Annotated in this window: 21 protein-coding genes and 1 tRNA gene; 13 read left to right on the top strand and 9 right to left on the bottom strand. The window is 67.2% G+C overall.

The window, feature by feature from the left end; all coding sequences use genetic code 11:
• Positions 1 to 29: 29 nt before the first annotated feature.
• Genes ACK5NO_RS08545 through ACK5NO_RS08565 form a run of 5 tightly spaced genes read right to left on the bottom strand, consistent with a single transcriptional unit; the run spans position 30 to position 8,068 of the window.
• The gene (locus ACK5NO_RS08545) at positions 30 to 2,858 is read right to left on the bottom strand and encodes a family 78 glycoside hydrolase catalytic domain (RefSeq protein ID WP_416812244.1); all 2,829 of its coding nucleotides are present in this window, start codon (positions 2,856 to 2,858) and stop codon (positions 30 to 32) included.
• Between the two features lie 5 nt (positions 2,859 to 2,863).
• Positions 2,864 to 3,706 (bottom strand): ABC transporter ATP-binding protein, encoded by an 843-nt coding sequence (locus tag ACK5NO_RS08550; protein WP_416812245.1) that lies wholly within the window; start codon positions 3,704 to 3,706, stop codon positions 2,864 to 2,866.
• A gap of 1 nt (position 3,707) precedes the next feature.
• Complete coding sequence (locus ACK5NO_RS08555) at positions 3,708 to 5,528, bottom strand: dipeptide/oligopeptide/nickel ABC transporter permease/ATP-binding protein (RefSeq protein ID WP_416812246.1); 1,821 nt, start codon at positions 5,526 to 5,528, stop codon at positions 3,708 to 3,710.
• Entirely contained in the window at positions 5,525 to 6,466 is a 942-nt protein-coding gene (locus ACK5NO_RS08560) for an ABC transporter permease (RefSeq protein WP_416812247.1), read from the bottom strand. The genes ACK5NO_RS08555 and ACK5NO_RS08560 overlap by 4 nt, the downstream gene beginning before the upstream one ends.
• A gap of 36 nt (positions 6,467 to 6,502) precedes the next feature.
• Complete coding sequence (locus ACK5NO_RS08565) at positions 6,503 to 8,068, bottom strand: ABC transporter substrate-binding protein (protein ID WP_416812248.1); 1,566 nt, start codon at positions 8,066 to 8,068, stop codon at positions 6,503 to 6,505.
• 219 nt (positions 8,069 to 8,287) lie between these two features.
• On the opposite strand from ACK5NO_RS08565, the gene ACK5NO_RS08570 reads away from it, so the two are divergent.
• The 10 genes from ACK5NO_RS08570 to pcp all read left to right on the top strand — a co-directional run bounded on the left by ACK5NO_RS08570 (position 8,288) and on the right by pcp (position 18,267).
• Entirely contained in the window at positions 8,288 to 9,361 is a 1,074-nt protein-coding gene (locus ACK5NO_RS08570) for a LacI family DNA-binding transcriptional regulator (RefSeq protein WP_416812249.1), read from the top strand.
• A gap of 148 nt (positions 9,362 to 9,509) precedes the next feature.
• Positions 9,510 to 10,970, top strand: a complete 1,461-nt coding sequence (locus ACK5NO_RS08575; RefSeq protein WP_416812250.1) for an FGGY family carbohydrate kinase — start codon at positions 9,510 to 9,512, stop codon at positions 10,968 to 10,970.
• Positions 10,971 to 11,013: 43 nt separating this feature from the next.
• Positions 11,014 to 12,003: a sugar phosphate isomerase/epimerase family protein gene (locus ACK5NO_RS08580; protein WP_416812251.1), complete on the top strand. Its 990-nt coding sequence runs from the start codon at positions 11,014 to 11,016 to the stop codon at positions 12,001 to 12,003.
• Between the two features lies 1 nt (position 12,004).
• Positions 12,005 to 12,922, top strand: a complete 918-nt coding sequence (locus tag ACK5NO_RS08585) for a transketolase (RefSeq protein ID WP_416812252.1) — start codon at positions 12,005 to 12,007, stop codon at positions 12,920 to 12,922.
• Entirely contained in the window at positions 12,919 to 13,857 is a 939-nt protein-coding gene (locus tag ACK5NO_RS08590) for a transketolase family protein (protein ID WP_416812253.1), read from the top strand. Before ACK5NO_RS08585 ends, ACK5NO_RS08590 begins: the two co-directional genes overlap by 4 nt.
• Before the next feature lie 67 nt (positions 13,858 to 13,924).
• Positions 13,925 to 14,917, top strand: coding sequence for a sugar-binding transcriptional regulator (locus ACK5NO_RS08595; protein WP_416812254.1), 993 nt, complete (start codon positions 13,925 to 13,927; stop codon positions 14,915 to 14,917).
• The gene (gene ribB / locus ACK5NO_RS08600; protein ID WP_416812255.1) at positions 14,914 to 15,528 is read left to right on the top strand and encodes a 3,4-dihydroxy-2-butanone-4-phosphate synthase; all 615 of its coding nucleotides are present in this window, start codon (positions 14,914 to 14,916) and stop codon (positions 15,526 to 15,528) included. Before ACK5NO_RS08595 ends, ribB begins: the two co-directional genes overlap by 4 nt.
• A 60-nt stretch (positions 15,529 to 15,588) precedes the next feature.
• Positions 15,589 to 17,388 (top strand): DUF5605 domain-containing protein, encoded by a 1,800-nt coding sequence (locus tag ACK5NO_RS08605; RefSeq protein WP_416812256.1) that lies wholly within the window; start codon positions 15,589 to 15,591, stop codon positions 17,386 to 17,388.
• Between the two features lie 80 nt (positions 17,389 to 17,468).
• Positions 17,469 to 17,541 (top strand) — tRNA-Arg (locus ACK5NO_RS08610).
• An 87-nt stretch (positions 17,542 to 17,628) separates the two neighbouring features.
• Positions 17,629 to 18,267, top strand: a complete 639-nt coding sequence (gene pcp, locus ACK5NO_RS08615) for a pyroglutamyl-peptidase I (protein ID WP_416812257.1) — start codon at positions 17,629 to 17,631, stop codon at positions 18,265 to 18,267.
• 122 nt (positions 18,268 to 18,389) lie between these two features.
• On the opposite strand, the gene ACK5NO_RS08620 is transcribed toward pcp, so the two are convergent.
• Positions 18,390 to 18,632, bottom strand: a complete 243-nt coding sequence (locus tag ACK5NO_RS08620; protein ID WP_416812258.1) for a hypothetical protein — start codon at positions 18,630 to 18,632, stop codon at positions 18,390 to 18,392.
• Positions 18,633 to 18,717: 85 nt separating this feature from the next.
• Positions 18,718 to 19,185: a hypothetical protein gene (locus ACK5NO_RS08625; RefSeq protein ID WP_416812259.1), complete on the bottom strand. Its 468-nt coding sequence runs from the start codon at positions 19,183 to 19,185 to the stop codon at positions 18,718 to 18,720.
• 22 nt (positions 19,186 to 19,207) lie between these two features.
• Here ACK5NO_RS08625 and ACK5NO_RS08630 point away from each other — a divergent pair, with 22 nt between their 5' ends.
• A complete protein-coding gene (locus tag ACK5NO_RS08630) occupies positions 19,208 to 20,101 on the top strand; it encodes a patatin-like phospholipase family protein (RefSeq protein WP_416812260.1) in 894 nt (297 codons plus the stop codon).
• Here the strand turns inward: ACK5NO_RS08630 and ald are convergent.
• Positions 20,040 to 21,116 (bottom strand): alanine dehydrogenase, encoded by a 1,077-nt coding sequence (gene ald, locus ACK5NO_RS08635; protein ID WP_416812261.1) that lies wholly within the window; start codon positions 21,114 to 21,116, stop codon positions 20,040 to 20,042. The two genes, ACK5NO_RS08630 and ald, sit on opposite strands and share 62 nt — an antisense overlap.
• Before the next feature lie 555 nt (positions 21,117 to 21,671).
• On the opposite strand from ald, the gene ACK5NO_RS08640 reads away from it, so the two are divergent.
• Together ACK5NO_RS08640 and ACK5NO_RS08645 are read left to right on the top strand one after the other, a co-directional pair.
• The gene (locus tag ACK5NO_RS08640) at positions 21,672 to 22,505 is read left to right on the top strand and encodes a class II aldolase/adducin family protein (protein ID WP_416812262.1); all 834 of its coding nucleotides are present in this window, start codon (positions 21,672 to 21,674) and stop codon (positions 22,503 to 22,505) included.
• A 163-nt stretch (positions 22,506 to 22,668) separates the two neighbouring features.
• Positions 22,669 to 23,367, top strand: coding sequence for a head GIN domain-containing protein (locus ACK5NO_RS08645; RefSeq protein ID WP_416812263.1), 699 nt, complete (start codon positions 22,669 to 22,671; stop codon positions 23,365 to 23,367).
• Positions 23,368 to 23,425: 58 nt separating this feature from the next.
• Here ACK5NO_RS08645 and ACK5NO_RS08650 read toward each other — a convergent pair whose 3' ends face one another.
• Positions 23,426 to 24,277, bottom strand: a complete 852-nt coding sequence (locus tag ACK5NO_RS08650) for a M15 family metallopeptidase (RefSeq protein WP_416812264.1) — start codon at positions 24,275 to 24,277, stop codon at positions 23,426 to 23,428.
• Between the last annotated feature and the right edge of the window lie 6 nt (positions 24,278 to 24,283).

The raw sequence follows: 24,283 nt of genomic DNA on the forward strand, positions 1-24,283 counted from the left end.
CGCGCGTTCGTCCTCTCATCGTTGTGCTGTCAGGCAGCGCGCTGTTCCGCCGCGCCTTCCACGATCGCCATGACTTCCCGGTAGAGGGGGTGGTCGGGCCCGAACCTGTCATGGGGGTGCAGCTGCTGGACGATCGCCTCCATCACAAAGCTGGCAGGGAAGTCGAGGTAGTCGCGCACCCAGCCCAGGACCTGCTCCTCTCCGTCGGGGCTGATCCCGCCCCTCGTCGTGGCGGCGACCACCCGGAGCCAGGCGGGCTCGAGATCGATGAGGTCGCGGATGGTCTCGGGCGCTGCTGGAGCGCTCGCGGCGACGGTGGACCGCCACGAGTGGTCGCCCGCACCGACAGTGAACAGGGGCCGGTCTGGCAAGGCGATGTCGGCCTCTACCCCCGGAGGCACGTGCACGGACACTGTGATGCCACCGGCCTCGCGCTTCCATGCCACCGAGATCTCGCCGTAGGGGCTGAGGTGGCGCGCCGAGGCGTGATCGAGTGCTTGGGGAGGCACCGGAGCGATGTGCACCCGCCTGTAGCCGGGCGCGGCCGGGGCGAGCCCGGCAATCGAACGCTGCATCCAGTCCGCCACGGCGCCCAGGGCGTAGTGGTTGAAGGAGGTCATCTCACCGGGATTGATCGAGCCGTCGGGAAGCATGGAGTCCCACCGCTCCCACACGGTGGTCGCGCCCATCGAGACGGGGTACAGCCACGACGGGCACGCCGTCTGGAGCAAGAGCCGGTGCGCAAGGTCGACATGCCCGGCCTTGGTCAGCGCATCGCAAATGAGCGGCGTACCGACAAAGCCCGTGGCGATACGGAAGCCACTGGCGCGCACAAGGTCAGCCAACTGCTCGCCCGCGCCGGCACGCTGGATGTCAGTGGACAGCAAGTCCCACGCGATTGCGAGCGCATAGACCGTCTGAGCTTCTGACACGATGCGGCCGGACGGCGTGACATACGCGTTCACCCATGCGCGCCTCACATTTTCAGCGAGGTCGCCATAGCGCGCCGCACCGGCACGATCACCCACGACCGCCAACGCTTGGCTGACGATCCACGCCGACCGGGCAAAGTGTGCGGTCGCCACCACCTCGGCGGCAGCCTTGCCCGCACCGGGGGCCTCGGGCGGCGCGGTCGGGTCAAGCCAGTCGCCAAACTGGAAGCCGCCGGTCCACAGCAAGTCATCGCCCGCGAGGTGGGCCTCGCGGTCGACCCACGCACGCATGCTCGGCAACTGACGGGCAAGAAGGGCCACATCACCCGTCCGCTCGTACACCGTCCACGGGACGATGGTTGCCGCATCACCCCAGGCCGCCGCGTCGGGGTCTCGTGGCCCGTCCAAGAAGCAGTTGGGAATGACGTGGGGCACGGTGCCGTCGGGCAGCTGCTCGGCAGACAGGTCCGCCAGCCAGTTGGTGAGCAACCCAGACAGGTCGAACAAGAACATGGCCGTAGGCCCAAACACCTGAATGTCGCCCGTCCAACCCAGGCGCTCGTCTCGTTGCGGGCAGTCCGTGGGCAGGTCGACAAAGTTGGAGCGTGTGGACCACACGACGTTCTCGTGTAGGCGGTTCAACAACTCGTGCGAGGAATCGAACCAGCCGGTGCGCTCGAGTTGCGTGCCGACCACCACCATCTCGATGTCCTCGGCACGCAGATCGGGGATGCCATCCACCTGTGCATACCTGAAGCCGTGGAGCGTCAGCGTGGGTTCGAGCTCGACGCTGTCACGCCCATCGAGTACCCAACGGTCGGTTGCCGCGGCCGACCTGAGCGGGCGGGTTCCGAGTTCGTCGTTCTCGAGCACCTCGGCGTGGCGCACCACCACTTCGGTGCCCTCCCCCACTCCGCGTGCGGTCAGCCGCACCCACCCCACGGCGTTCTGACCAAAATCGACCAGCGTCGCACCACAGGGGGACGTCCACACTCGCTGGGCAGGCCGGACACCCGTCCGGGCCATGGCGGGGCCGTCGGGAGCGACCAGCACGCTGTGGTCCGTGTCGAGCACCTCGACTGCGCAGTCAGGCATGGCCATGTGCGCACGGCGCAGGTCCGTCGCTTGGCCGTTGTACAGGTCGTCTGCGACGATCACCGTCTCGCGGGCGCTCCACGAGGAGTCCGTGTTGACGATGTGAACCCTGCCGTCAGTGGTGGTCACCTCCAGTTGGCCAAGGAAGGCGAGGCGGTCTCCATAGATCGCGCGTCCGCCCATGTAGCCCAGATAGCCGCGGTACCAGCCGTTGCCCAGCACCGCTGCGATCTCGTTCATCCCCTCCTGCACCAGGGACGTGACGTCGTAGGTGTGGTACCTCAAGCGAGCCTCGTACGCGGTCCATCCTGGCGCGAGGACGGTTTCGTCTACCTCACGTCCGTTGACCGTCGCGGCGAAGATCCCGTGGGCTGTGGCATAGAGCCTGGCGTGCGCCACTTCCCCCGGAATCTCAAACGTGCGGCGTACTTGGGGCGCGGGCTCGTCGAGCCCCGCGATGGACTCGGGGCTCACAAAGGCGGCAGTCCAGTCGGAGTGGCGCAGCAGGCCGGTCTCGACCGTGGCAGCCGGGCTGAAGTCTGACCAGCTGCCTTCCGAAGCCACCCGCACGCGCACGGTCGCGGATTGCCGCGACAACAGCGGCTCGCCTGGCCACGGCACGAGCACCTGCTGATCGCCCTCGACCAGGTACGTCGCGACGCTGCCGTGGGTGGTCACCTCAATCTGCGCCTTGGTCTGGCTGAACTGCGCGTTGTCGGTTTCGATGCGCCAGGACAGCCGTGGGGTGCCGGTGCCTACTCCCAGCACACGGCCAACGGGCTCGCGGTGATCGAATCGAGGGCGCTCGACTCGCGCGACTGACGCGGTCATGACACTCACTTCTGTCCCTCCGTGTCGGCGGCCATCGCGGCGAGCACCCGCTCACGCTCCGCTCTGCGCGCACGCTGGCGCGCGGGGTCAGCGATGGGGGCCGCCATTTGCAGGCGGTGGGTGTACCCGTGGCGGGGTGCAGTCGCGACCTGATGAGCGTCGCCAAGCTCGACGATTCGCCCCTGGTAGAGCACCGCAATGCGGTCGCTGATGGAGTTGACGACACCCAGGTCGTGACTAATGAACAGGTACGCCACGCCCGTGTCCTTCTGAATCTGCTTGAACAGCGCGAGCACTGTCGCCTGCGTCGTGACATCCAACGCGCTAGTGGGCTCGTCGCAGACGATCACCGCCGGTTCGAGGGCGAGCGCACGCGCGATCGCGATGCGCTGTCGCTGTCCGCCCGAGAATTCGCGAGGGTAGCGCCCCGCCGCATCGGCCGGAAGACCCACGGCATCGAGCAACTCACGCACTCGCGCGCTGCCCTCCTCAACACCGGCGGCGCGCAGAGGTTCCACCAGCGAACTGCCGACCGTCAGCGCGGGGTTGAGCGACGAGTACGGGTCCTGAAACACCACTTGGATGTCCTTGGCGACCTCGCGACGCCGCGGGCGGGAGATGTTGCTGATGGCCTCGCCCCGGAATGACACCGAGCCCCCGGACACCGGCGCAAGCCCCAGAATCGCCCTGCCAATGGTGGTCTTGCCCGACCCCGACTCGCCCACGAGCGACAACGTCTCCCCTGCAGCGAGATCAAAGCTGACCCCGTGGATGATCTGCGTCGACTGGCCCCGCGCACCGGGGAAGCGAACCACGAGGTCCCTGACGCTTAGCAACGGCTCAGTCATGTCAAATCTCCATCAGTTCGACGGACCGCGACGACGCGAGGAGTTCTTGCGTGTACGGCTCTTGGGGGGAGGCGAACAAGGTCTCGACATCGGCGCGCTCGACAAAGTTGCCGTCCTTCATGACGGTCACCGTGTGGCACAGGTCGGCGACCACGCCGAGGTTGTGGGTCACGAGGATCATTGCCAGGCCACGTTCCTGCGACAGGTCGCGCAGGATCTGGAGCACCTCCGCCTGAACTGTCACGTCCAGCGCCGTCGTCGGCTCGTCGGCCACGATGATGTCGGGCTCTGGCGCGATCGCACCGCAAATCAGCACGCGCTGCGCCATGCCACCCGAAATTTCGTGCGGGTACAACTTCATCACTCGCTCGGCATCCGCAATGCCCACACGCTTGAGCAGCGCAATCACGATGTCCGTGGCGGCCCGCTTCGACATGGGCTTAGCGGAGCGCAGACCACGCACCAGCTGGACACCAATGGTGAACGACGGATCGAGGTTGGACATGGGCTCTTGTGGCACATAGCCGATGCGCCGGCCGCGTGCCCTCGTCAGGGCACCAGGGTCCGCCATCAGATCCTCGTTGCCCAGAAGGACGGACCCGCTCAGGACCACGGCCTCCTTGGGAAGAATGCCCAGGGTGGAAAAGGCGATCTGAGACTTTCCCGATCCGGACTCCCCCACCAGACCGTGGATCTCACCGCGGCGCAGGTCGAAGTCGACTCCGTGCACCACTTCGTTGAGCCCGCCCCCGTGAATGGGGTAGGCGATACGCAAGTCACGGATGGCCAACAGGACGTCGTCCGAGCTACTGAGCTCACGCGGCTGCCCAGCGTCCGCATCGGCCGTACCGGACTGTTCGAGCCTCGCCAACGCCGCCGCGACCTCGGCGCGCTTGCGCCGAGGCGACAGCACCGTGCTACGCGCCGACGACTGGAGCACGTCGCTCAGCGCGTTTCCCAGCAGCACGAACGAGAGAATCGTCAGGCAGATGACGAGCGAGGGCCACACCACGGCCAGCGGGTTGTTGTAGATGCTGTTGAACGAGCGCTGCAGGGTCATGCCCCACGAGGCACCGGCGGGGTTGCCCAGGCCGATGAACGAGATGCCGGCCTCCATGCTGATACCAGCAGCCATGATGAACGCACCTTGGATAATCGCGGGCGCTCGCACCGCCCACAGCACGTGGCGCAAGATGATGCGGATGTCGGAGATGCCCGTCACTCGCGCGGCGTCAACGTACAACTCGTTGCGCACCGAGACCACCGTCGACTTCACGAGGCGATAGAAGGTCGGGGCGACAATCACGCCGTAGACGGCCATAGCCATCGGGAGGTTGGGGCCGGTGAACGCGTACATCGCGATCAGCAGCACGACGGCGGGCAGCGACATGAGCGAGTCCGCCACGAAGTTGCTGACCGTCTCAAGCTTGCCGCGGTAGAAGCCCGAGAACAGGCCCGCGATCACGCCGATCGAGGCGGAGACCGACACGATGATCACGACCGCGGTCAGGGTCTGACGTGAGCCCCACACCAGTCGCGAGAAGATGTCGTAGCCAGCCGCATCGGCGCCAAGAATGTGCCCCGGCGTACCGGGCGGAGTATTGGCGCTCAGAATGTCCGTCTCCGTGACGCCATAGGGAGCGATCAGGGGCGCAAAGATCGCGACCAGGATCAGCAGCGCAAGGTAGATCAGGCAGATGAGACCCTGCGGGTTCTTGAGCAACGCGACGACCGTCGAGTCGCGGCCACCACGACTGTCGACCTTGGTCGGAGCCTTCTCTGCCTCGGCAGCGAGCTCGCCGCCGTCCAGGGGATTCGTCATCGCTTCCTCGCCTTCGGGTTGAGCATCGCCACCGCCAGGTCACCGAGGAAGTTGACGATCAGCACGATGAGGATGGTGACCAGCACGGTGCCCATCACCATCGGAATGTCGGAAATCTTGGCCGCTTCGTTGGCGAGCTGACCCATGCCGGGGACCGCGAACACCTGCTCGATGAACACGGAGCCTCCCAGGAGGCCGATCATCGTGAGGCTGAGGGCTGTCAGGCCGGGGGCCGCGGCATTGCGCAACACGTTGCGGAACAGGACCTCGCGCTCCGAGATGCCGCGAGCGCGGGCGGTACGCACATAGTCCTTGCCGAGCGTGTCGAGGGTCGCCGTGCGGAACTGCGCGGCGATACCGGCAACGGCGCCAAAGAGCAGCGCCATTACTGGCAGCGTCACGGATTGAAGCCACAGCCCAAAGTCCTCGCCAGGCGGCACGTACCCCGTCGCGGGGAAAATGCGCAACTGGACCGCGAACAAGGACACCAGCACGATCGCGACGATGTAGGGGGGAATCGCGGTGCCCAGCACCGAGAAGAACTGCACGAGCTTGTCTGTCACGCCGCCCCTGACGGCAGCCGTCACGCCCAGAACAACGGCGATCAGGCCCGCCAGGAGCAGCGTGAGCAGAACAAACGTGAGGGTGATGGGCACCCTCGTCGCAAGCGCCGACGAGACGGGCTCGCTGGTGTAGAACGAGTTGCCCAGGTCGCCCGTGAGCGCGCTGGTCAACCAATCCCAGTACTGCACGACCAGTGACCGGTCCAGGCCCATGTCAATGACCTTCTGCTGCACAGCCTCTTCCGTGGCTTGCTTGCCGAGCACCGATCGAGCGATGCCCTCCGCGTTGCCATACATCAAGGCGAACGTCGAGAACGTCACCAGGAGGATGACTCCTATCGAGCGGATGAGGTCTTTGAGGAAAGAAAGTGCCATGGGTCAGGTCCTTCGCCGGTCACTGGTCGGGCTGCGTTACTTGAAGTCGCGCAGCTTGGGGTGCAGGCTCTCCTGGTCGGACTGCGTCGGGATGCTGACCTTGTCCGCGTTGAACGCGTAGGTGTTGCCCGTGTAGACCATCGGAGCGAACCACGCCTCGTCAGTGATGTACTGGTTGATTTCCTTCTGGAGCGTCGCGGATTCTTCCTCGCTCGCGGTGGCGATCTGGTCCCAGCGCGAGTCGACGTACTCGTTGGGCTCGTGCTGAAGGTTCCACCAGCCCTCGGGGGTGTCCTCGATGTAGATCTGCAGGGCAGAGTTACCCAGGTTGCCCAGCTGCCACAGCACGACCGGGTAGGTACCCGAGAGCAGGTCACCGATCGCGTTGGCGCCCGACAGGGGGACCTCTGTCACGGTGATGTTGATCTCAGCGAGCTGCTGCGACACGTAAGGCAGCAGGGTCTCGTGGAACTGACCCTCCATGGTGGGGATCTCGAGCTCGAAACCGTCAGCGTAGCCAGCCTCTTCCATCAGCGCCTTGGCGGCCTCGACGTCGTAGGGGTAGGGATCCTCCGACATCTCGATGTAGGCCGGGGTGCCCTCGCGGAAGGTCTGGTACGCGGGCTTGGCGTTGCCCAGGTAGAGCTGGTCTGCCATGGCCTGCTTGTCGACCACCATGTTCATCGCCTGGCGCACACGGACATCGCCCAGAGCAGGGATGACCTTGCCCGTGCGGTCCGAGATGATCAGGCGGGTCGTGTTGGACTCGTACTGAATCGTCTCGAGCCCGGAGGCCTTGACCTCTTCGATGGAGCCCACCCCCACGAGCGAACCGTCGATCTGGCCGGTCTTGAGCGCGGACACGGCAGCGGTCTCGCTCTCGATCACGCGGATCTCGAGGTTCTCGTAGGGGTACTCGTCAGCGTTCCAGTGGTCCTCGTTCTTGGTGAACTTGTACACCGAACCCGTCGTCGACGTCGCAGCGTCGAACTCGTACGGTCCGGAGCCCACAGGCTGCTCCCAGTTGGCGGCATCGAGGTAGCTCGCCGGCATGATCTTGACTGCGGCAATCTTGTTCGCGAGCACCGGCTGGGGCTCAGGCCAAGTGATCGAGATGGTCAGATCGTCGGGTGAGTCGAACGTGATGTCCGTGTAGTCAGCACCGGAGCCCGACTGGTCACGTACGTAGATGAACGACGCCTCCACTGCGGCGGCGTCGACCGGCGTGCCGTCGGAGAACGTCATGCCCTCGCGAATGTGTGCCGTAAAGGTGGTGTTGTCCTCGTTGATCTCCCACGACTCGGCGATGTCGGGCTCGAGCCCGCCCACCGAGTTGGTCTTGGCCAGGTTGTCCCAGACCGCTTCACCGGCCCAGTTCTGGTAGCCAGGCTGATTCGCGGGGTCCCAGCCGTACATGTCGGCCGTTGACCCCAGAACCAGCAGCTCCTTCGAAGCTTCCTGGGTGGTACCACCGGTCGACGTCGGGTCACCGGAGGGCGACTCGTCGCCCCCGGCGTCACTCGAACAGGCGCCGAGCGTCAGCGCCATCGCGGCGGCGCCCGCAGCGAATGCCGCGGTGCGCCGGCTGTGCATGAGCCTCATGGTTACTCCTTTGTAATCGAGTTGCTTCCCAGCCGCTCCCCGACGGGAGTGACCTCGAACGCCACCGGCAAACTCTGTTGCGTCCTTGCACAGTGTGTAACGTTCTACGCTTGAAACTACGCGGGGTGAATGCGGCTGTCAAACGCCCCCGGTCACGGATGTGTAACGATCCACACCTCTCCATCGTTGCATGCCCCATGGGCTAGTGTGAAGGACATCATGAACGGCAATGCCATCACCGACGACGGCGTCGACGCCCCCACGCGTCCGGCGCCGTCAAGCCGTCGCCGTGTCACCATCGGCGACGTCGCGCGCGAGGCTGGAGTGTCTACGTCTGCAGTGTCGAAGGTGCTGCGCGACGCGTACGGAGTGAGCCCGTCCATGCGGCAGCGCGTCACACACGCGATCGACACCCTTGGCTACCGCCCCCACGCCGGAGCGCGCGCCATGCGCGGGCGCACCTACACGATCGGCGTGGTGCTGACCGAGCTGTCCTCCCCGTTCCAGACCGAGGTGGCACAGCGCATTGGCGCACACCTTGGCGGCACGCCGTACCAAGAGCTCCTTATCGCGGCCGGCACCGCACCGAGCGGCCAACTTCGCGCGGTAGAGGCCCTCGTCGACCGCGGCGTTGACGGCCTCATCCTTGTCGCGCCACACATGGACATCGACGTGGTCGATCGCATCGCCCAGCGCATCCCCACCGTGTGTGTGGCGCTCCACGGACCATCGGACAGCTTCGACACCGTCGCCGACGACGACGAGTTGGGCGCCCGCCTCATGGTCGACCACCTCGTGGCACTGGGTCACCGCCGCATTGCCCACACGAGTCAGACCGCAGGAGAACTGCGCCCGCCGTTCCGGCTGTCCCACACTGCCCGGCGCGAGGGCTACGCCGCCGCTATGAAGGCCCACAGCCTCGAGCCGTGGATCATCGACGCGGACTACTCGGAACAGGGCGGCTACCTCGCCGCGAAGGAACTCTTCGACACAGCCGAGCCCCCCACGGCAATCTTCGCGGGTGCCGATATCGCCGCGCTCGGCGTGTTGCGTGCAGCCCACGAGCAAGGACTGCGCGTGCCTGCCGACGTTTCCGTGACGGGCTACGACGACATCTTTGCCGCAGGCCTGGCCGACGTGGGCCTCACCACGATCGACCAGTCGAGCGAGCACACGGGCGCCACCGCGGCGCAGTACCTCCTCGAGCGGCTTGACGGTCGCGTGGAGCCCATGCGCCACCGCGAGCCGCCCCGGCTCGTCGCCCGCCGCACGAGCGCGACCCTCGCCTCGTAGCACGACCCCCGCCCCGTAGTACGCCCCACAGCGCGGCCGGCTCGTCCCGCGGTCGGCTCGGAAGCGCGCCGCCACGCGTATTCGTGTAACGTTCTACGAAACGGCTGCATGCGCATCGGCCTGCCAGCCCTCACAGGAAGGCGGCGCGATGACGCGCACCCACACCGCTCCCCTCACCCGCGATGGCGACGTCATCATCGCCCTCGATGAGGGCACTACGAACGCCAAGGCGGTGGCGGTCGACGCCACCGGCCTCACCCTAGCCAAGGCATCACGACCGGTCCCCATTACCCACGGCAAGCCGGGCTGGACGGAGCAGGACGCCACCACCATCTGGGAGCTCAGCCGCGCCACGATCGCCGAGTGCATCGACGCCGTCGGCGCTCACCGCGTCGCAGGAATCGCCATCTCCAACCAACGCGAGTCGGTCGCGTGCTGGAACCCCCGCACCCTCGAGCCTCGCGGGCCGGTCCTGTCATGGCAGGACACCCGCACGGCCGATGCGTGTGCACAGTTCTCATCAGACGGTGCCGGCGAGTTGGTCACCTCCCGCACCGGTCTGCCGCTCGACGCGATGTTCAGTGCCCCCAAGGCTGCATGGCTACTCAGCAGGGCCCCCGCAGGCAGCGTGGTCGGCACCATCGATTCGTGGCTCCTCGCACAGCTCACGGCTGGCGCCACACACGCCATCGAAGCGGGCAACGCGTCGCGCACCCTGCTCATGAGCCTGCACACCTTGGAGTGGGACAGCGACCTGCTCGCCCTATTCGGAATCCCGCGAGCGGCACTCCCCGCCATCGCGCGGTCCGACGCCACCTTCGGCACAACGCAGTGCGACGGACTGCCGGCCGGGATCCCCATCCTCACCGCCATGGCGGACTCGCATGCCGCGCTATGGGGGCATGGCGGCGGCCATCCTGGGGTCGTCAAGGCGACCTTCGGCACCGGGTCGTCGATCATGCGTGGCACCGGACCGTCCCTCGCACGCGCGCCTGGCGTGGCCACCACACTTGCATGGCTCACGGACGAGCCCACCTATGCCCTGGAAGGCAATGTGCGCTACTCCGGCGCCGCCCTCGACTGGACGGCACGGCTCCTCGGCGTCGGCTCCGCCCGCGCGCTCGGCGACCTTGCCGCGACCGTACCGGACTCCGGCGAGGCCGCCTTCGTGCCCGCGTTCGGTGGCCTTGGGGCGCCACATTGGGACCCCCGCGCAGTGGGTACCCTCACCGGGCTGGGCGCGGGCACCACAGCGGCCCACATCGCGCGCGCCGCGTTCGAAGCCGTCGCCATGCAAGTGGCCGATGTCGTCGACGCCATGGCGAGCACGACGCCAGTGACGGCACTACGCGCCGATGGCGGAGCAACCGCATCGGACCTCCTCATGCAGGCCCAAGCCGATGCACTCGGGAAGCCCGTTCACGTCGCCGGCAGTGGCGACGTCGCGCTGCGGGGTGTGGCGCGGCTCGCGTGGCGGCGCCTGGGCCACGACCTGGCTGCGGCCGCAGCCGAGCGCTCCTTCGCGCCGCGCGAAGGTGACACGCCGCACGGGCGCGACCGGTGGAGCCTTGCCGTCGCTCGAGCCCGCCTTCTTCACGACCGGACGTAGAACGTTGTACGATGTTTGCAATCTCACTCGGAGGTGAATAGATATGTCCAACTACCCCAAGTTCGGTGCCGGCCTGTGGCACTTCGCGTCGTACGTCGACCGCTACGCCACCGACGGCTACGCCCCGCCCGTGACCACCCTGGAGCAGATCGCCCGCGCCGGACGCGTTGACGACCTGTCCGTGGTTGACGTCCCCTACCCCTTCACCGAGGGCGTGACAATCGACCAGGTCAAGGCCGCACTCGTCGAGCACGGTCTTGAAGCGATCGGCGTGACTCCAGAGATCTACCTGCGCAAGTTCTCCAAGGGCGCCTTCACGCACCCCGACCCCGCCGTACGCGCCGAACTCCTCGAGTTCCTCAACGAAGCGGCCGACGTGGTGCGCGCGCTCGGCGCCCAGTACCTCAAGGTGTGGCCCGGCCAGGACGGCTGGGACTACCCGTTCCAGGTCGACCACCGCCAGCAGTGGCGCCTTGCCGTGGACGGCATGCGTGAACTCGCACAGGCCAATTCCGACATCAAGATCGTGATCGAATACAAGCCCCGCGAGCCCCGCGGCAAGATGTTCTGGGACTCGGCGGCCAAGACGGCGCTCGGCATCAAGGAGATGGGTGTCGACAACGTTGGCGTGCTGCTCGACTTTGGCCACGCGCTGTACGGCGGCGAATCACCCTCCGCCTCGGCACAGTTGCTGATCGACCAGGGCCTGCTGTGGGGCATGGACGTCAACGACAACCTTCGCGGCTGGGACGACGACCTGGTCGTCGGCACGGTTCACCCCGTCGAGGTCTTCGAGTTCTTCTACACGTTGAAGGTCAACGGCTGGGAAGGCGTGTGGCAACTCGACCAGTTCCCCTTCCGCGAGGACACCGTCGAGGCAGCCAACCTGTCCATCCGCTTCCTCAAGGCCCTGCACCGCGCGCTCGACGAGCTTGACGTCGAGGCACTGCGCGCTGCGCAACTGCGCCAAGACGCCATGGGGGCGCAACGCATCGTCCAAGACGTGCTGTTCTCCTGCATGCGGGGTGAGTGACGTGACCCTCGAAGAGGACCTCGTGCCCGCGGTTCATCCCGAGGACCTGCCGCGTGGACAGTTCGCCGTCATCGGACGTGTTCCGACTGGCGCAACAGACGCCGAGGCGGTGGCGCACCTACGCTCCGCCGCGCGCGCCATCCGCATGCGCGACATCCAGATGGTGCGTGCCGCAGGACTCGGCCACATTGGCGGCGAGTTTTCCGTCATCGACATTCTGACGACGCTCTACCTTGACGCGCTCCACATGGGGCCCGAACTGCTCGGCGACCCCGAGCGGGATAGGCTCATCCTGTCCAAGGGCCACGCCGCGGCAGCCCTCTACACCACCCTCGCGGCTGCAGGGTTCATCGACCCTGAAGACCTCGACACGTTCATGGAGCCGCTGTCGATGCTCAATGGCCACCCCGCCCGCACCAAGATCGACGCGGTCGAGGCGAGCACCGGGCCACTGGGACACGGGCTGCCCATCGCCGTGGGGACGGCGATCGCCGCAAAGATCGACGGCTCGCAGCGCCGCACCTTTGTGGTGACCGGTGACGGCGAGATGCAAGAGGGGTCCAACTGGGAAGCCCTCATGACGGCCGGCAATCACCAACTGTCACATCTGTGCGTCATCGTGGACCGCAACCGCCTCCAGCAGGGCGCACGGGTCGCGGACACCAACGACCTCGAGCCCTTGCCCGACAAGCTGCGTGCCTTCGGCATGGACGTGGTAGAACTCGATGGCCACGACCATGGCGCTCTCCGAGCAGCGTTCGCCCAGGTGCCCGCAGTCTCTGGCAAACCCACCGCGATCATCGCCCACACCATGAAGGGGCACCCCGTCTCCTTCATGTCCGACAACGTCGCGTGGCACCACAAGGTGCCCTCGCCTGAGCAAGTCGAGACAGCGCTGAGCGAACTGGAGCAGTCATGACCGACACCGCCCCCCTCTACGACTGCCGCGATGCGTGGGCTGAGACCCTCGTGGAACTTGGCAACGCTGACCCCCGCATTGTCGCCGTCGTCAACGACTCGGTGGGTTCCAGCAAGCTCGCTCCGTTTCAGGAGGCCTTCCCCGAGCGGCTCATCAACGTCGGCATCGCCGAGCAGGACATGGTTGGGGTCGGAGCCGGCCTCGCTAACGGCGGCAAGATCCCGTTCGTCTCTGCGGCTGCCTGCTTCCTGACCGCGCGTGCCATGGAGCAGATCAAGGTCGATGCCGCCTATTCCGGTCACCACATGGTGCTGGTGGGCCAAAGCCCCGGCGTTGCCTACGGAGAGTTGGGACCCACCCACCACTCCATCGAGGACCTCGCCTGGTTGCGCACCATTCCGGGTCTCACCGTGATCGTTCCCTCCGACCCCGAGGAGACCCGCCAGGCAGTGCGATGGGCTGCGCACCATGACGGGCCCGTGTTCCTGAGGGTCTCCCGTATGGGAGTGCCCTCCGTGAACCCCGAGGGCTACGCCTTCGAGCACGGACGTGCCGTCACGCTCCGTGAGGGCACAGACGTCACTCTCATCGCCACCGGCACCGTGGTCACCCGCGCCCTCAGCGCGGCCGACGCGCTCGCCCGCGACGGCGTTTCGGCGCGAGTGTTGTCCATGCCCACCATCTCTCCCATCGACGCCGATGCGATCGTGGCAGCCGCACGCGACACGGGTGCGATCGTCACGATGGAGGAAGCACTGCCCACTGGACTGGGTGGCGCCGTCGCCGAGGTTGTCGTACGCGAGGCCCCGGTTCGCGTACGTTCACTCGGCATCCGTGAGTTCGCCCCGACCGGAAGCGCCGAATGGTTGCTCGACCACTTTGGGATGTCCCCCGAAGGCATCGCAGCAACGGCCCGCGACCTCGTCGGCAAGTGAATCGGCACGGCGGGCGGAGCGTCGTCGCATAAACTATCGGGTCGGAAAGCTCTTGCAAAGGACCCACGTGACTAGCGACACCTCCCCCGCCGCGCCTCGCCTCGACCCCGTGGCAGACCCGCACACGCGCCTGCTGGTGCGCGTGGCGCGGATGTACCACGAGCAGGGCCTACGCCAGGCGCAGATCGCGCAGGCCCTCCACATCAGCCAGCCGCGCGTGTCACGTCTGCTCAAGCGCGCGAGCGACACGGGTGTGGTGCGGGTCACGGTCACAGAGCCTGCGGGGGTCTTCACCGACCTTGAGACGCAACTCGAGCAGGGATTCGGCATCGACGAGGCCGTGGTGGTGGACACGGGCGCCTCCGCAGACGTCACTGCGGCGCTGGGCGCAGCGGCCGCCGCCTACCTGGAGGCCACTCTCATCGGTGGCGACCGCATCGGTATCTCTTCATGGTCCGCCACCCTCGTGGCGATGGCCGGCGCGTTGCGGCCGTTCCCGCAGCCCGTCGCCACATCCGTCACCCAGCTCGTGGGCGGCATCGGCCAATCGCAGGTACAGGTCGAGGCCAACCATTTGCTCACCAGGCTTGCCGCCGCCACAAGCGCCGAACCGATCTTCTTGCCTGCTCCCGGAGTGGTGGGCACCACCGCCGCCCATGACGCGTTCGTGGGTGATGCGACCGTTTCCTCCGTCGCCGCCCGGTGGGACGACCTCACCATTGCCTTGGTCGGGATTGGCGCTCTCGACCCCTCCCCCATGCTCGACTCATCGGGGAACGTGCTGCCCGCGCCGGACCGCCAGACGCTCTCAGCCGCAGGCGCGGTAGGCGACGTATGCCTGCGCTACTTCGACGTCGACGGCGCACCCGTCGCGTCCGATCTGGACACCCGCGTGGTCGGCATCACGGCCGATGCTCTCCGTACAGTCCCCCGGCGAATCGGTGTGGCGGGTGGCACGCGCAAGGCCGAGGCGATCGCGGGAGCGCTTCGAGGAGGGTGGGTCAACGTCATGATCGTCGATGCCGCCACCGCGCGAGTGCTGGTGGGGAGCCTCGCATGAGCGCGGCGTCGGCACTGCTCGAGCAGGCGGTTGACGAGATCCGAGCTGGCCGTGCGATCGTCGTGACGGACCACCCGGACCGCGAGGACGAGGGTGACCTCGTCGTGGCAGCCGTGCACGCGACCACCGAGTGGATCGCGTTCATGATGCGCGAGTGTCGAGGGCTCATCTGCGCCCCCATCACGCTCGAGCGCGCTCAGCACCTTGACCTGCCGCTCATGGTGGAGCGCAACCAAGAAGCACTGCGCACTGCCTTCACCGTGTCGGTCGACGCGACCCACGACATCACTACGGGCATTTCGGCACCCGATCGCGCCCGCGCCGTCGCTGTTCTCACCGACCCGACCGCGACGGCCTCCGACCTGGTGCGCCCCGGGCACCTGTTCCCGTTGATTGCGGCCGCGGGTGGGGTGCGCGCACGACCAGGGCACACCGAAGCGGCGATCGACCTCGCTCAATTGGCCGGGCTCGATCCATCGGGTGTGATCTGTGAGATCGCAGGCGACGACGGACACATGCTGCGCGGCCAGTCGCTGCGGGACTTCTCCGCACGCCACGGCTTGGTGCAGATTTCCATTGACGAAATGGTCGAGGCCCTCACCGAGCGCTGACCGCGGGCCACCCGGTGTAGAACGTTACACGCGTGTCGTGTTAGCCTGGTTTCGACCCCGATGGAGGCCCACACGCCGCAGCCGACGCGGCGACCCACCAACGTCTGGAGCACAACGTTGCGCACCTTCGACAGATTCGACACCTTTGGCGACGCCCTCGCTCAAGCGGACTCGCGAGCGGTGCTCGAAGAACATGCCTCCGACCTCTTGCAGTCATCGATGGCGACCCAGCTCGCAGAGTTCCCGCTCGGCCCTTTCCTGGAGTTTTCCCTCAGCCCCGACGCGGCTCGCGCCGCCCTGGTGCTCGACGAACTGTCGCGGATCGTGCGCACCAAGCCTGACCTCGCCCCCGAGCCACCGATCGTGGTCCGCGACGACTATGAGCCCGTCACCACCCAGGTCGCAAGCGCACGGGTGCTCGCACCCGCATCGGCTCTCACCTACGAGATCACTGAAGTCGTCCTGCAAGGCCCATCGCACGGCAACCCCTTTGTCGACGTTGACCTCACTGCCACCTTTGCCGAGTCCGACAGCACCATCGCGGTGGGCGGCTTCTACGACGGCGACGGAACCTACCGGATCAGGTTCCTCCCCCCGCACGCGGGCAACTGGGAGTTCACGACGTCGAGCAACGCGCGGTCGCTGCGGGAAATCCATGGCACCATCGCCGTGGCCGATGGGCCAGCTCGCGGCCCCGTCGGGGTCGTCGACCAGTTCGGCTTCGCCCACGCGGACGGCACACCCTACGCACCCTTCGGCACCACCGCCTACGCCTGGACTCACCAATCGGACGACCTTCAGGACCAGACCATCGTGTCGCTGGCCAAGGCTCCGTTCAACAAGATCCGCATGTGCCTGTTCCCCAAGTCGTTCATGTATAACAGCAACGAACCCGAGCACTTTGTCTTCCCTCGGGCCGAAGACGGATCCTGGGACACCACTCGGTTTAACCTCGACTACTTCGCCAACCTCGAACGGCGGCTCACGCAACTCGACAGCCTGGGCATTCAGGCGGACCTGATCCTCTTCCACCCGTACGACCGGTGGGGGCTGTCGACACTCGGCCAGACAGTCGACGAGCGGTACCTCACCTACGTGGTGCGCCGCCTGGCTGCCTTCCCACACGTGTGGTGGTCGCTCGCGAACGAATACGAGCTTCTGACGACTAAGCGCCCCAGTTCGTGGCACCGGTTTGCCGAGATCGTGGGGCAGGAGGACCACGCAGGGCACCTGCTGTCGATTCACAACTGGTCAGAGCTGTACGACTACAGCGCTCCATGGGCCACCCACTGCTCGATCCAGCGCGGCGATCGCGACATGGCCAAGAAGGTTGATGCGTGGCGCCTGGCGTGGGGCAAGCCCGTCGTGGTGGACGAGGCCGGGTATGAGGGAGACATCGACCAGGGCTGGGGAAACCACACGCCGCAGGCCGTCCTTGAGATCGCATGGTCCGCTGCTGTGCGCGGCGGCTATGTCTCTCACGGCGAGACCTTTCACGACGCCGACGAGGTGCTGTGGTGGTCCAAGGGCGGTGCGCTCAAGGGTGACGCCGTCGCACGACTGGCCTTCTTGCGTGACGTCGTTGAGGCGTCACCCATCGGCAGACTCGACCCGTTGCCGTCCGACTGGGATGTCCCGTGGGGCGGCGTAACGGGCCAGTATGTGATCCAGTATTTTGGCGCCGTTCAACCGCGATTCCGCCACGTGGCCGTCCCCGCAGGCATGCGCGCGCACATCGACGTCATCGACACCTGGAACATGACCATCGAGACCCTTCCGGGCGTCCATGAGGGCACCACCAAGGTCGACCTGCCTGCGCGACCGTACATGGCGATCCGGTTGCGGGCCGCCCAGGATTAGCGGTCAGGGGGCACGGCGCCCGCGTGCCGGGTGAGACCCCCGCCCCCTGCTAGTCTTGACCCTCGCGGGCTCGCCCGCACGCCCCCGTAGCTCAGCGGATAGAGCGCCGGTTTCCGGTACCGAAGGTCGCAGGTTCGATTCCTGTCGGGGGCACGTCGTATGCTCGCGACACATAAGCCGGAGGGCACGCTGAGAGGCGTGGGTCCCTCCGGCTTTGTCGTTTCTACCAGGAGATCTTTCATGACCACCGTGCTGCTGACCGGGTTCGAGCCTTTTGCCGGCGACGCCGTCAACCCGTCCGGACAGGCAGTGGAGGCGCTCGCTGCGCAGTGGGCAGGCCCCGCCACGCTCGTCACCGAGGTGCTCCCGGTCACGTTCGCGGGCGCCGCCGCCCGTCTACGGGAACTGATCGCCGCGCATTCGCCTGACGTGATCCTCGCGACCGGGCTGGCCGGCGGCCGTCCGGGCATCGCCGTCGAGCGTGTCGCCATCAACCTCGCCGATGCGCGTATCGCCGACAATTCCGGTCACCAACCGCTCGACGAGCCTTGCGTCGACGGCGCTGCCACGGCGCACTTCGCCACGTTGCCCGTCAAAGCCATTCAACGCGACATCGCCGCCACAGGGATCCCTGCCGTGGTGTCGCACACTGCGGGCACGTTCGTGTGCAATCACGTGTTTTTCCACGCGCTCGAGGCGGCCGACGCCAGCACCAGGGCCGGCTTCATCCACGTTCCGTGGGCCTCGGGCCAGGCCCCCGCCGGCCAGCCCGATCTTCCCTTGAGCGACATCGTCACCGCGCTGGAGATCGCGATCCGCACCACGCTCGACGCGGTGCCGGGCGCCGACGCGCCGACCGTGGGCGGCACCCTCCACTAACCCCCGTTCCCAAGTCAAATGGATCCATTTGACGGGAAAATCGCCCCCTTAGACGATGAAAATGGATCCATTTGACTCACGAAGAGGACGAAGAACGAGAAGGCGAGGTGCCGGGCAACGGCCTAGCGCTTGCCACCCTTGGGCAGCGCCCACACCAGGGCGATCCCTGCCACGATTTCCACAGCCGCAAAGGTCCTGGTGTTGCGGGCATTGCCCACGAACGGGCGCAGGCCGCGCTGCCACCACGACGGCCCCGACTCCCACCGCGCGACGTGCTGCTCCGGCTGCAACAGCCCGAGAACTCCGTCCCCAATGAGTCCCATGCCGACGGTCTCGGCGGTGCGTATAGCGAGGTTGCGCCCCATTGTTTTCCTCCTCCTGCGCGACGGCCCCGGGTGGTACGTCGGCATCGAGGCAACGCCACTAGCGTGTGAGGCCTTCCCGGTGGGGTCAGTCCTCTTGCGCGATCCCTACGTCCGCCACGGTCGCACCGCCCGTGGCCACCTCGCCGTCCGTCACCGGAAGCACGCACTGACGGTAGGTGTCGTCCTCAAGTTTCCAGACGATGGCGATGAAACCGTCGCCATCCTCCTCATACGCCCGGGCACCGTCCTCCCATGAGGCAACCGCCGCATCGTCCATCTCCTCGAGCGGCACGGGAACCTCACCGTATGCCTCCGCGATGGCGTAGTAGTCACGCCACTCGGGCGACTCGTACACGTCCCCACCCACGATGGCGGGCGCATCTGCCTTGTCGAGCGCGGCCTCGCACGCAACGATGGCGGCCTGCTCAGCGGGACTCGCCCCGCCCGCCAGCGCACTCCACACGAGCGCACCCACCACGAAGAGCACCGCTATACCTGCCGCGCCCGCAACTGGCAGCCAAGTACGTGGTCGCTCACCCGGGTCTTCAGACATGCGAGAAGCCTACGATGGGTCAATGGAGGCCATCGACGATCTACGCACCACCCCCCGGCTCGGACTCGCGCTCGGCGGAGGTGGCGCTCTCGGCGCAGCCCATGTGGGAGTCCTGCAGGTATTGCGTGAGCGCGGCATTCGCCCCACCGTCGTGACCGGCACCTCGGCAGGCTCGATCGTCGGCGCGGCCTATGCGCTCGGCCTCGACCCCTACGTCCTTGAAGACTGGGCCGCTCGCGCGACCTGGGGCACGTTCGGCACCTTCGCACCACGTCCCGGCAAGGGCATTCTCAGCGCCGATGCGTTACGCGCCCTTGCCGATCGCGTCGCCGGGGAGCGCAACATCGAGGATCTGTCTGTCACCTTTGGCGCGGTCGCCACCGACTGGCGCACGCGCGAGGCCGTCGTCGTGACCCAGGGCGAACTCGCCGAGGCGGTGGCCGCCTCGATCGCCGTGCCCGGCGTGTTCCGGCCCGTCACCATCGAAGGCCGGGAACTCGTCGACGGCGGGATTGTGCAGAACCTGCCCATCGAGGCGTGCTTCGACCTTGGAGCCACGCATGTCATCGGGGTGCGGATCGCTCCTGAATGGGATGCGCTCGGCCACCAGGCACTTCACGTACACGAGTACTTGATCCGCGCCGACGTGACCTACATTCGCCCCCTCACCGACACTCGCTCGCAGTGGATCACCAAAGATCTCCCCGAACTGGTGGACATCGGGCGTGAGGCAGCCGAGCGGGCTCTCGCCGACTACCCCATCGTCAACCCCCGGCCACCACGCAAGGACCTGGCTGCCGAGCCGGACGAGGATCCGTCGGAGCCCGTCCCGGGGGTTCCCTCAGCCGAGTCCGCTAGCGACTCGCAAGTGCCGCCCGCACTGCGGGGTGTGTCACGGTTCCTGCGGCAACATTGACTCCGCGCGCCAATGCCGCGTCCGCGGCGATCGCCTGCTTCACGCCCGCTGCAAGTGCGGCGACATATGGCCCCGTCGCGGCGGTGAGCGCTGCGGTGGCCGTCGCGCCCACCGCGCCCGGCATGTTGGCCACGCAGTAGACGAGCGAGTCCCCCACGCGGAACACCGGGTCATCGTGGCTCGTGGGCCGCGAAAACTCGAAGCACCCTCCTTGGTCGATCGCGATGTCGACGAGCACGCTGCCGGGGCGCATCGCCTCGGCCATGGCGCGGGTGACGACTTTGGGCGCCTGGGCACCCGGGACGAGCACGGCGCCAATCACCAGGTCAGCTCGCGCCACCTCCTGCGCGATCACCTCCGGGCGGGACGGCACCGTTCGCACCCGCCCGGCGTGCGTGGCAGCCAACCGCACCAGTCGGGCATCGCCGATGTCGGCGACCACCGCATCGGCCCCCAGGGCGATTGCCTGCGCGAGTGCACTCGCCCCTGCGACTCCCCCGCCGATGACGACCACCCGCGCTCCGGCCACGCCCGGCGCACCGCCGAGCAGTACCCCGCGCCCGCCGCACGCACTGAGCAGGAAGTGCGCACCCTCGACGATGGAGAGCCTGCCAGCGATCACACTCATCGGAATCAGCAGCGGAAGGGATCCGTCGTCGAGTTGGACCGTGTCATACGAGATGGCCGTGGTGCCCGCGGCGACGAGTGCGTGGGCGAGTTCGGGGTTGGCCGCGAGGTGCAGGAAGGTGAAGAGCGTCTGGTCTCGGAGCAGGCCAAACTCCTGGGGTTCGGGTTCCTTGACCTTCAGCACCAGGTCCGCGTCCCACGCCTGCCGCGCCGTGCCGATGATCGCCCCAGCGTCCACGTACTCGCGGTCGGGAAGGAATGCGCCCGCACCAGCGCCGCGCTCGACGACGACCTCGTGGCCTGCGGCGGCCAGCGCCTTCGCCCCGGCGGGGGTGAGTGCGACGCGAGTCTCGCGGTTCTTGAGCTCCTTGGGCACGCCGATGCGCATTGTGACTCCTCCCGCATAGCCGGCAGACGGGCGGGTTGCCCGCCTGCGGCAGTGGGTTGCGGCGCTCCGGGTCTCGTCGTGCCGCTGTCTTCAGCCTGGTGCATGGGGCAGCGACGCGCCACCGGAGAGCCCTCCCACGCTCCCTCCCGCCCCGCCCCTCCCGCCCCTCTCCGCCCTCCCGCGCTCCCTCCCGGTTGATACCCGTCTCGACGCGACATCACGGGTCAAGGCGCGCTAGATACCCGTGACGGTCCCACACCCACGAGCGGCGTCACCCGGGCGCGGCCCCACGGCTCTCGCCCGAGCTCTGCGCGCGCCAGGCGGCGTGGCGCACACGTGACGCCACCCCACGCGCACAGACGGGTATCAGGTGCGCAGGCGCACTCGAAATCACGCACACACAGGTATCAACGGGGTGGGGCGGGGCGAACCGGGACCTTGAGCCCATCGCGCCATCACCACATCCATGGTTGAATCGTTTCAACAACAGTTCGCAACAGCCTGGCGACACACCGCCACCACTCACCGGCACCGCCGCCACACCCGAGGAGCATCATGTCGACACACCCCGCCACCGAACCCAAGCCCACCCTCGACGAGATCATCGAGCAGATCGGAGAGGCGGGCGCGCGCATCTGCGACATCGACGCCTCCGAGGCGGGTGCCGGCAACATCTCCGTATACATGGGCTGGGACGTCGAGGTCCGTCGCCACTTCCCCCACGCCGAGGAGATCGAACTTCCCGTCCCTGCACCCTCGCTCGCGGGCGGCACCGTCCTGGCGACCGGCTCGGGCCGCCGCCTGCGCCAGATCGTCCTCGAGCCCCTCGCCGCGATCGGCGCTGTCAAGATTCACGAGGACGGCCTCACGGGAACCCTCTACACCTCGAACGTCCGCCGCTTTGCGCGCCTGACCTCGGAGTTCAACTCGCACCTCGCAGTCCACGAAGACCAGGTGAGCCGCCGCGGCATCGACTTCCACGCCGTGGTGCACGCCCAGCCGCCGCACCTGACCTACCTGTCCCACATCCCGGCCTACCGCGACACGGCGCGGATGAACGCCGCCATTCTGCGCTGGGAGCCGGAGAGCATCGTGTCGCTGTCGCAGGGCATCGCCGTGCTGCCGTTCTTTATCCCGGGCTCCGAGGAGATGGGCGCAGCCAACGTCGAGGGCCTGCGCGACTTCGAGATCACGCTGTGGTCCAAGCACGGCACCATGTCGCGCTCGGATGTGTCGGTGTATCGCGCCGTCGACCGCGTCGAGTACGCCGAGACGGGAGCCAAGTACGAGTACATGGACCTGGTTGCAGGCGGCCGCGCCGAGGGACTCACCCGCCAGGAGATCAGGGGCGTCGCTGAAACCTTCGACATCTCCTCCCCTTGGCTGTAGGCGATCAGCCTCAGGGCCAACCCTGAAGGGACTCCCTCATCCGGGTGAGGGAGTCCCCCCTCTTCAGGCACCCAGGAATGCACCCGCACGGCCGATGCGGCGGCTGGGATGGCATCGATAGCGTCAGTGACGTTGGAGTCACCACGCCTGTCGAGGAGCACCCATGTCACACACGTCCCGTTCGCGGTTCAGCCCTGTCCGTTCGTCTCGGACCGCGACGCTGACCGCTGCCTCGCTCGTGCTGGCGCCGGTGTTGGTGTCAGGTTGCTCGTTCGGTGAACCAGAGCTCGACGGCACACCGGGCGCCGCCGAGTTCTTGGTGGGCGACTTCGCCAACATTCGCCACGATGGCGCTGGCGATGTCGAGATTCGGGTGGGGCCAGAGCCTTCCGTCGAGGTCCACGCGGACACGGGCTTGCTCGCCGCGCTGCGGGTCGCCGTCACCGACGGAACACTGTCGCTGAACGGACCCTCGTGGACGTGGGGGTGGCGCGATCAGGACGTGCAGTACACGATCACGGTCCCGTCGCTCGAATCCATCGAGTTGTCCGGGGTGGGCGACGTCTCGATCGAGGGGATCGACTCAGCGAAACTGGCCGCCAAGCTCACCGGAGCGGGGGCGCTGAGCCTCGCAGGCGACTGCGATTCGCTGTCCGTCGAACTCGACGGCGCAGGCTCCGTTGACGCGCAGGCTTTGACCGCCACCCATGCGAGCGTGGACCTGTCGGGTGCGGGCGACGTCGCCGTCACGGCGACGGACACGCTCGACGTGGAGCTGTCGGGGGCTGGGGACGTGCTCTACAGCGGCGGGGCGACCGTGGACCAAGAGGTCAGCGGCGCGGGTTCCGTCCGTGCACGCTAGCGGCCCATGCGCACATGCTGAAGGCCCGGCCATGCGGCCGGACCTTGCGAGAGATCCGCTACGAGTAGTCCTCGCTCGAACGGTAGATATCCCCGACGTTCCAATAGGCGGACTCGTACACGCCAATTTCGTCGGTGCCGGGCTCGTACTCCCAGTGCCAGGGCTCCCACTTGGACGACTTTGCCCAACCGGGGTTGACCCAACCCCACATGCGGCCGTACTCCTCGAGCCACGCTTTGGACGCACCGCGAGAGTCGGCACGGCACAGGTCGATGGCGAGGCCCCAGCCGTGCACGGACGTGCCGGGGGTGGCGGCGAGGTAGCCGCGCGAGGCCTTGGTCTGGACCTGGCCCTGGAGAGTGCGATAGGAGTCAGACAGACAGATCTCGCGACCGAACTCGTCCTCGTAGGCGGCATTCATCTCCGCGAACGCGACCGCAGCATCGTTGCGCAGTTGCGAACCGTTGCCGAGGCTGCACAGCGAGGCATCCGTCAGGCGACCGTTGCGGCCCTCCCATCCCACGGAGGGGTCGCAGTCGGGCAGGTACGTCGAGAACGTGAACTGGGTGGCGGCGGCAATCGTCGCGGAGGCGACGTCAGGGTCAGGCAAGGGCAGCTCGGAGGCGAGCAACTGCGGGCCATCGCCCAGCAGCGCACGTGCCGTGGACGGGCTCTCGCCGGACACCACGCCAGGCAAGTTCTCCATCGCGTCGGCGTAGGGAGCCAAGGTTCCCATCACCGGATATACGACCATCGCGAGCGCGAAGCCAGCGAGCACGCCCGAGCGCGTGAGAATCTTGCGGCGTCGGTGCGTGGACCGGATCTGGATTTCTTGGGTCTCGAGGAGTCGACGTGAGCGGCGCGAGCGGCGTCCCTGAGCGGGCGCGAGCGCGTCAGCGTCAAAGCTCACACGAGC

This window comes from Demequina sp. (assembly GCF_047975725.1).
Classification (GTDB): Bacteria; Actinomycetota; Actinomycetes; order Actinomycetales; family Demequinaceae; genus Demequina.

Coding starts and splice junctions, on each gene's coding strand:
- ACK5NO_RS08545 (WP_416812244.1), bottom strand. CDS start 2,858: ATGACCGCGTCAGTCGCGCGAGTCGAGCGCCCTCGATTCGATCACCGC.
- ACK5NO_RS08550 (WP_416812245.1), bottom strand. CDS start 3,706: ATGACTGAGCCGTTGCTAAGCGTCAGGGACCTCGTGGTTCGCTTCCCC.
- ACK5NO_RS08555 (WP_416812246.1), bottom strand. CDS start 5,528: ATGACGAATCCCCTGGACGGCGGCGAGCTCGCTGCCGAGGCAGAGAAG.
- ACK5NO_RS08560 (WP_416812247.1), bottom strand. CDS start 6,466: ATGGCACTTTCTTTCCTCAAAGACCTCATCCGCTCGATAGGAGTCATC.
- ACK5NO_RS08565 (WP_416812248.1), bottom strand. CDS start 8,068: ATGAGGCTCATGCACAGCCGGCGCACCGCGGCATTCGCTGCGGGCGCC.
- ACK5NO_RS08570 (WP_416812249.1), top strand. CDS start 8,288: ATGAACGGCAATGCCATCACCGACGACGGCGTCGACGCCCCCACGCGT.
- ACK5NO_RS08575 (WP_416812250.1), top strand. CDS start 9,510: ATGACGCGCACCCACACCGCTCCCCTCACCCGCGATGGCGACGTCATC.
- ACK5NO_RS08580 (WP_416812251.1), top strand. CDS start 11,014: ATGTCCAACTACCCCAAGTTCGGTGCCGGCCTGTGGCACTTCGCGTCG.
- ACK5NO_RS08590 (WP_416812253.1), top strand. CDS start 12,919: ATGACCGACACCGCCCCCCTCTACGACTGCCGCGATGCGTGGGCTGAG.
- ribB (WP_416812255.1), top strand. CDS start 14,914: ATGAGCGCGGCGTCGGCACTGCTCGAGCAGGCGGTTGACGAGATCCGA.
- ACK5NO_RS08605 (WP_416812256.1), top strand. CDS start 15,589: ATGGAGGCCCACACGCCGCAGCCGACGCGGCGACCCACCAACGTCTGG.
- pcp (WP_416812257.1), top strand. CDS start 17,629: ATGACCACCGTGCTGCTGACCGGGTTCGAGCCTTTTGCCGGCGACGCC.
- ACK5NO_RS08620 (WP_416812258.1), bottom strand. CDS start 18,632: ATGGGGCGCAACCTCGCTATACGCACCGCCGAGACCGTCGGCATGGGA.
- ACK5NO_RS08625 (WP_416812259.1), bottom strand. CDS start 19,185: ATGTCTGAAGACCCGGGTGAGCGACCACGTACTTGGCTGCCAGTTGCG.
- ACK5NO_RS08630 (WP_416812260.1), top strand. CDS start 19,208: ATGGAGGCCATCGACGATCTACGCACCACCCCCCGGCTCGGACTCGCG.
- ald (WP_416812261.1), bottom strand. CDS start 21,116: ATGCGCATCGGCGTGCCCAAGGAGCTCAAGAACCGCGAGACTCGCGTC.
- ACK5NO_RS08640 (WP_416812262.1), top strand. CDS start 21,672: ATGTCGACACACCCCGCCACCGAACCCAAGCCCACCCTCGACGAGATC.
- ACK5NO_RS08645 (WP_416812263.1), top strand. CDS start 22,669: ATGTCACACACGTCCCGTTCGCGGTTCAGCCCTGTCCGTTCGTCTCGG.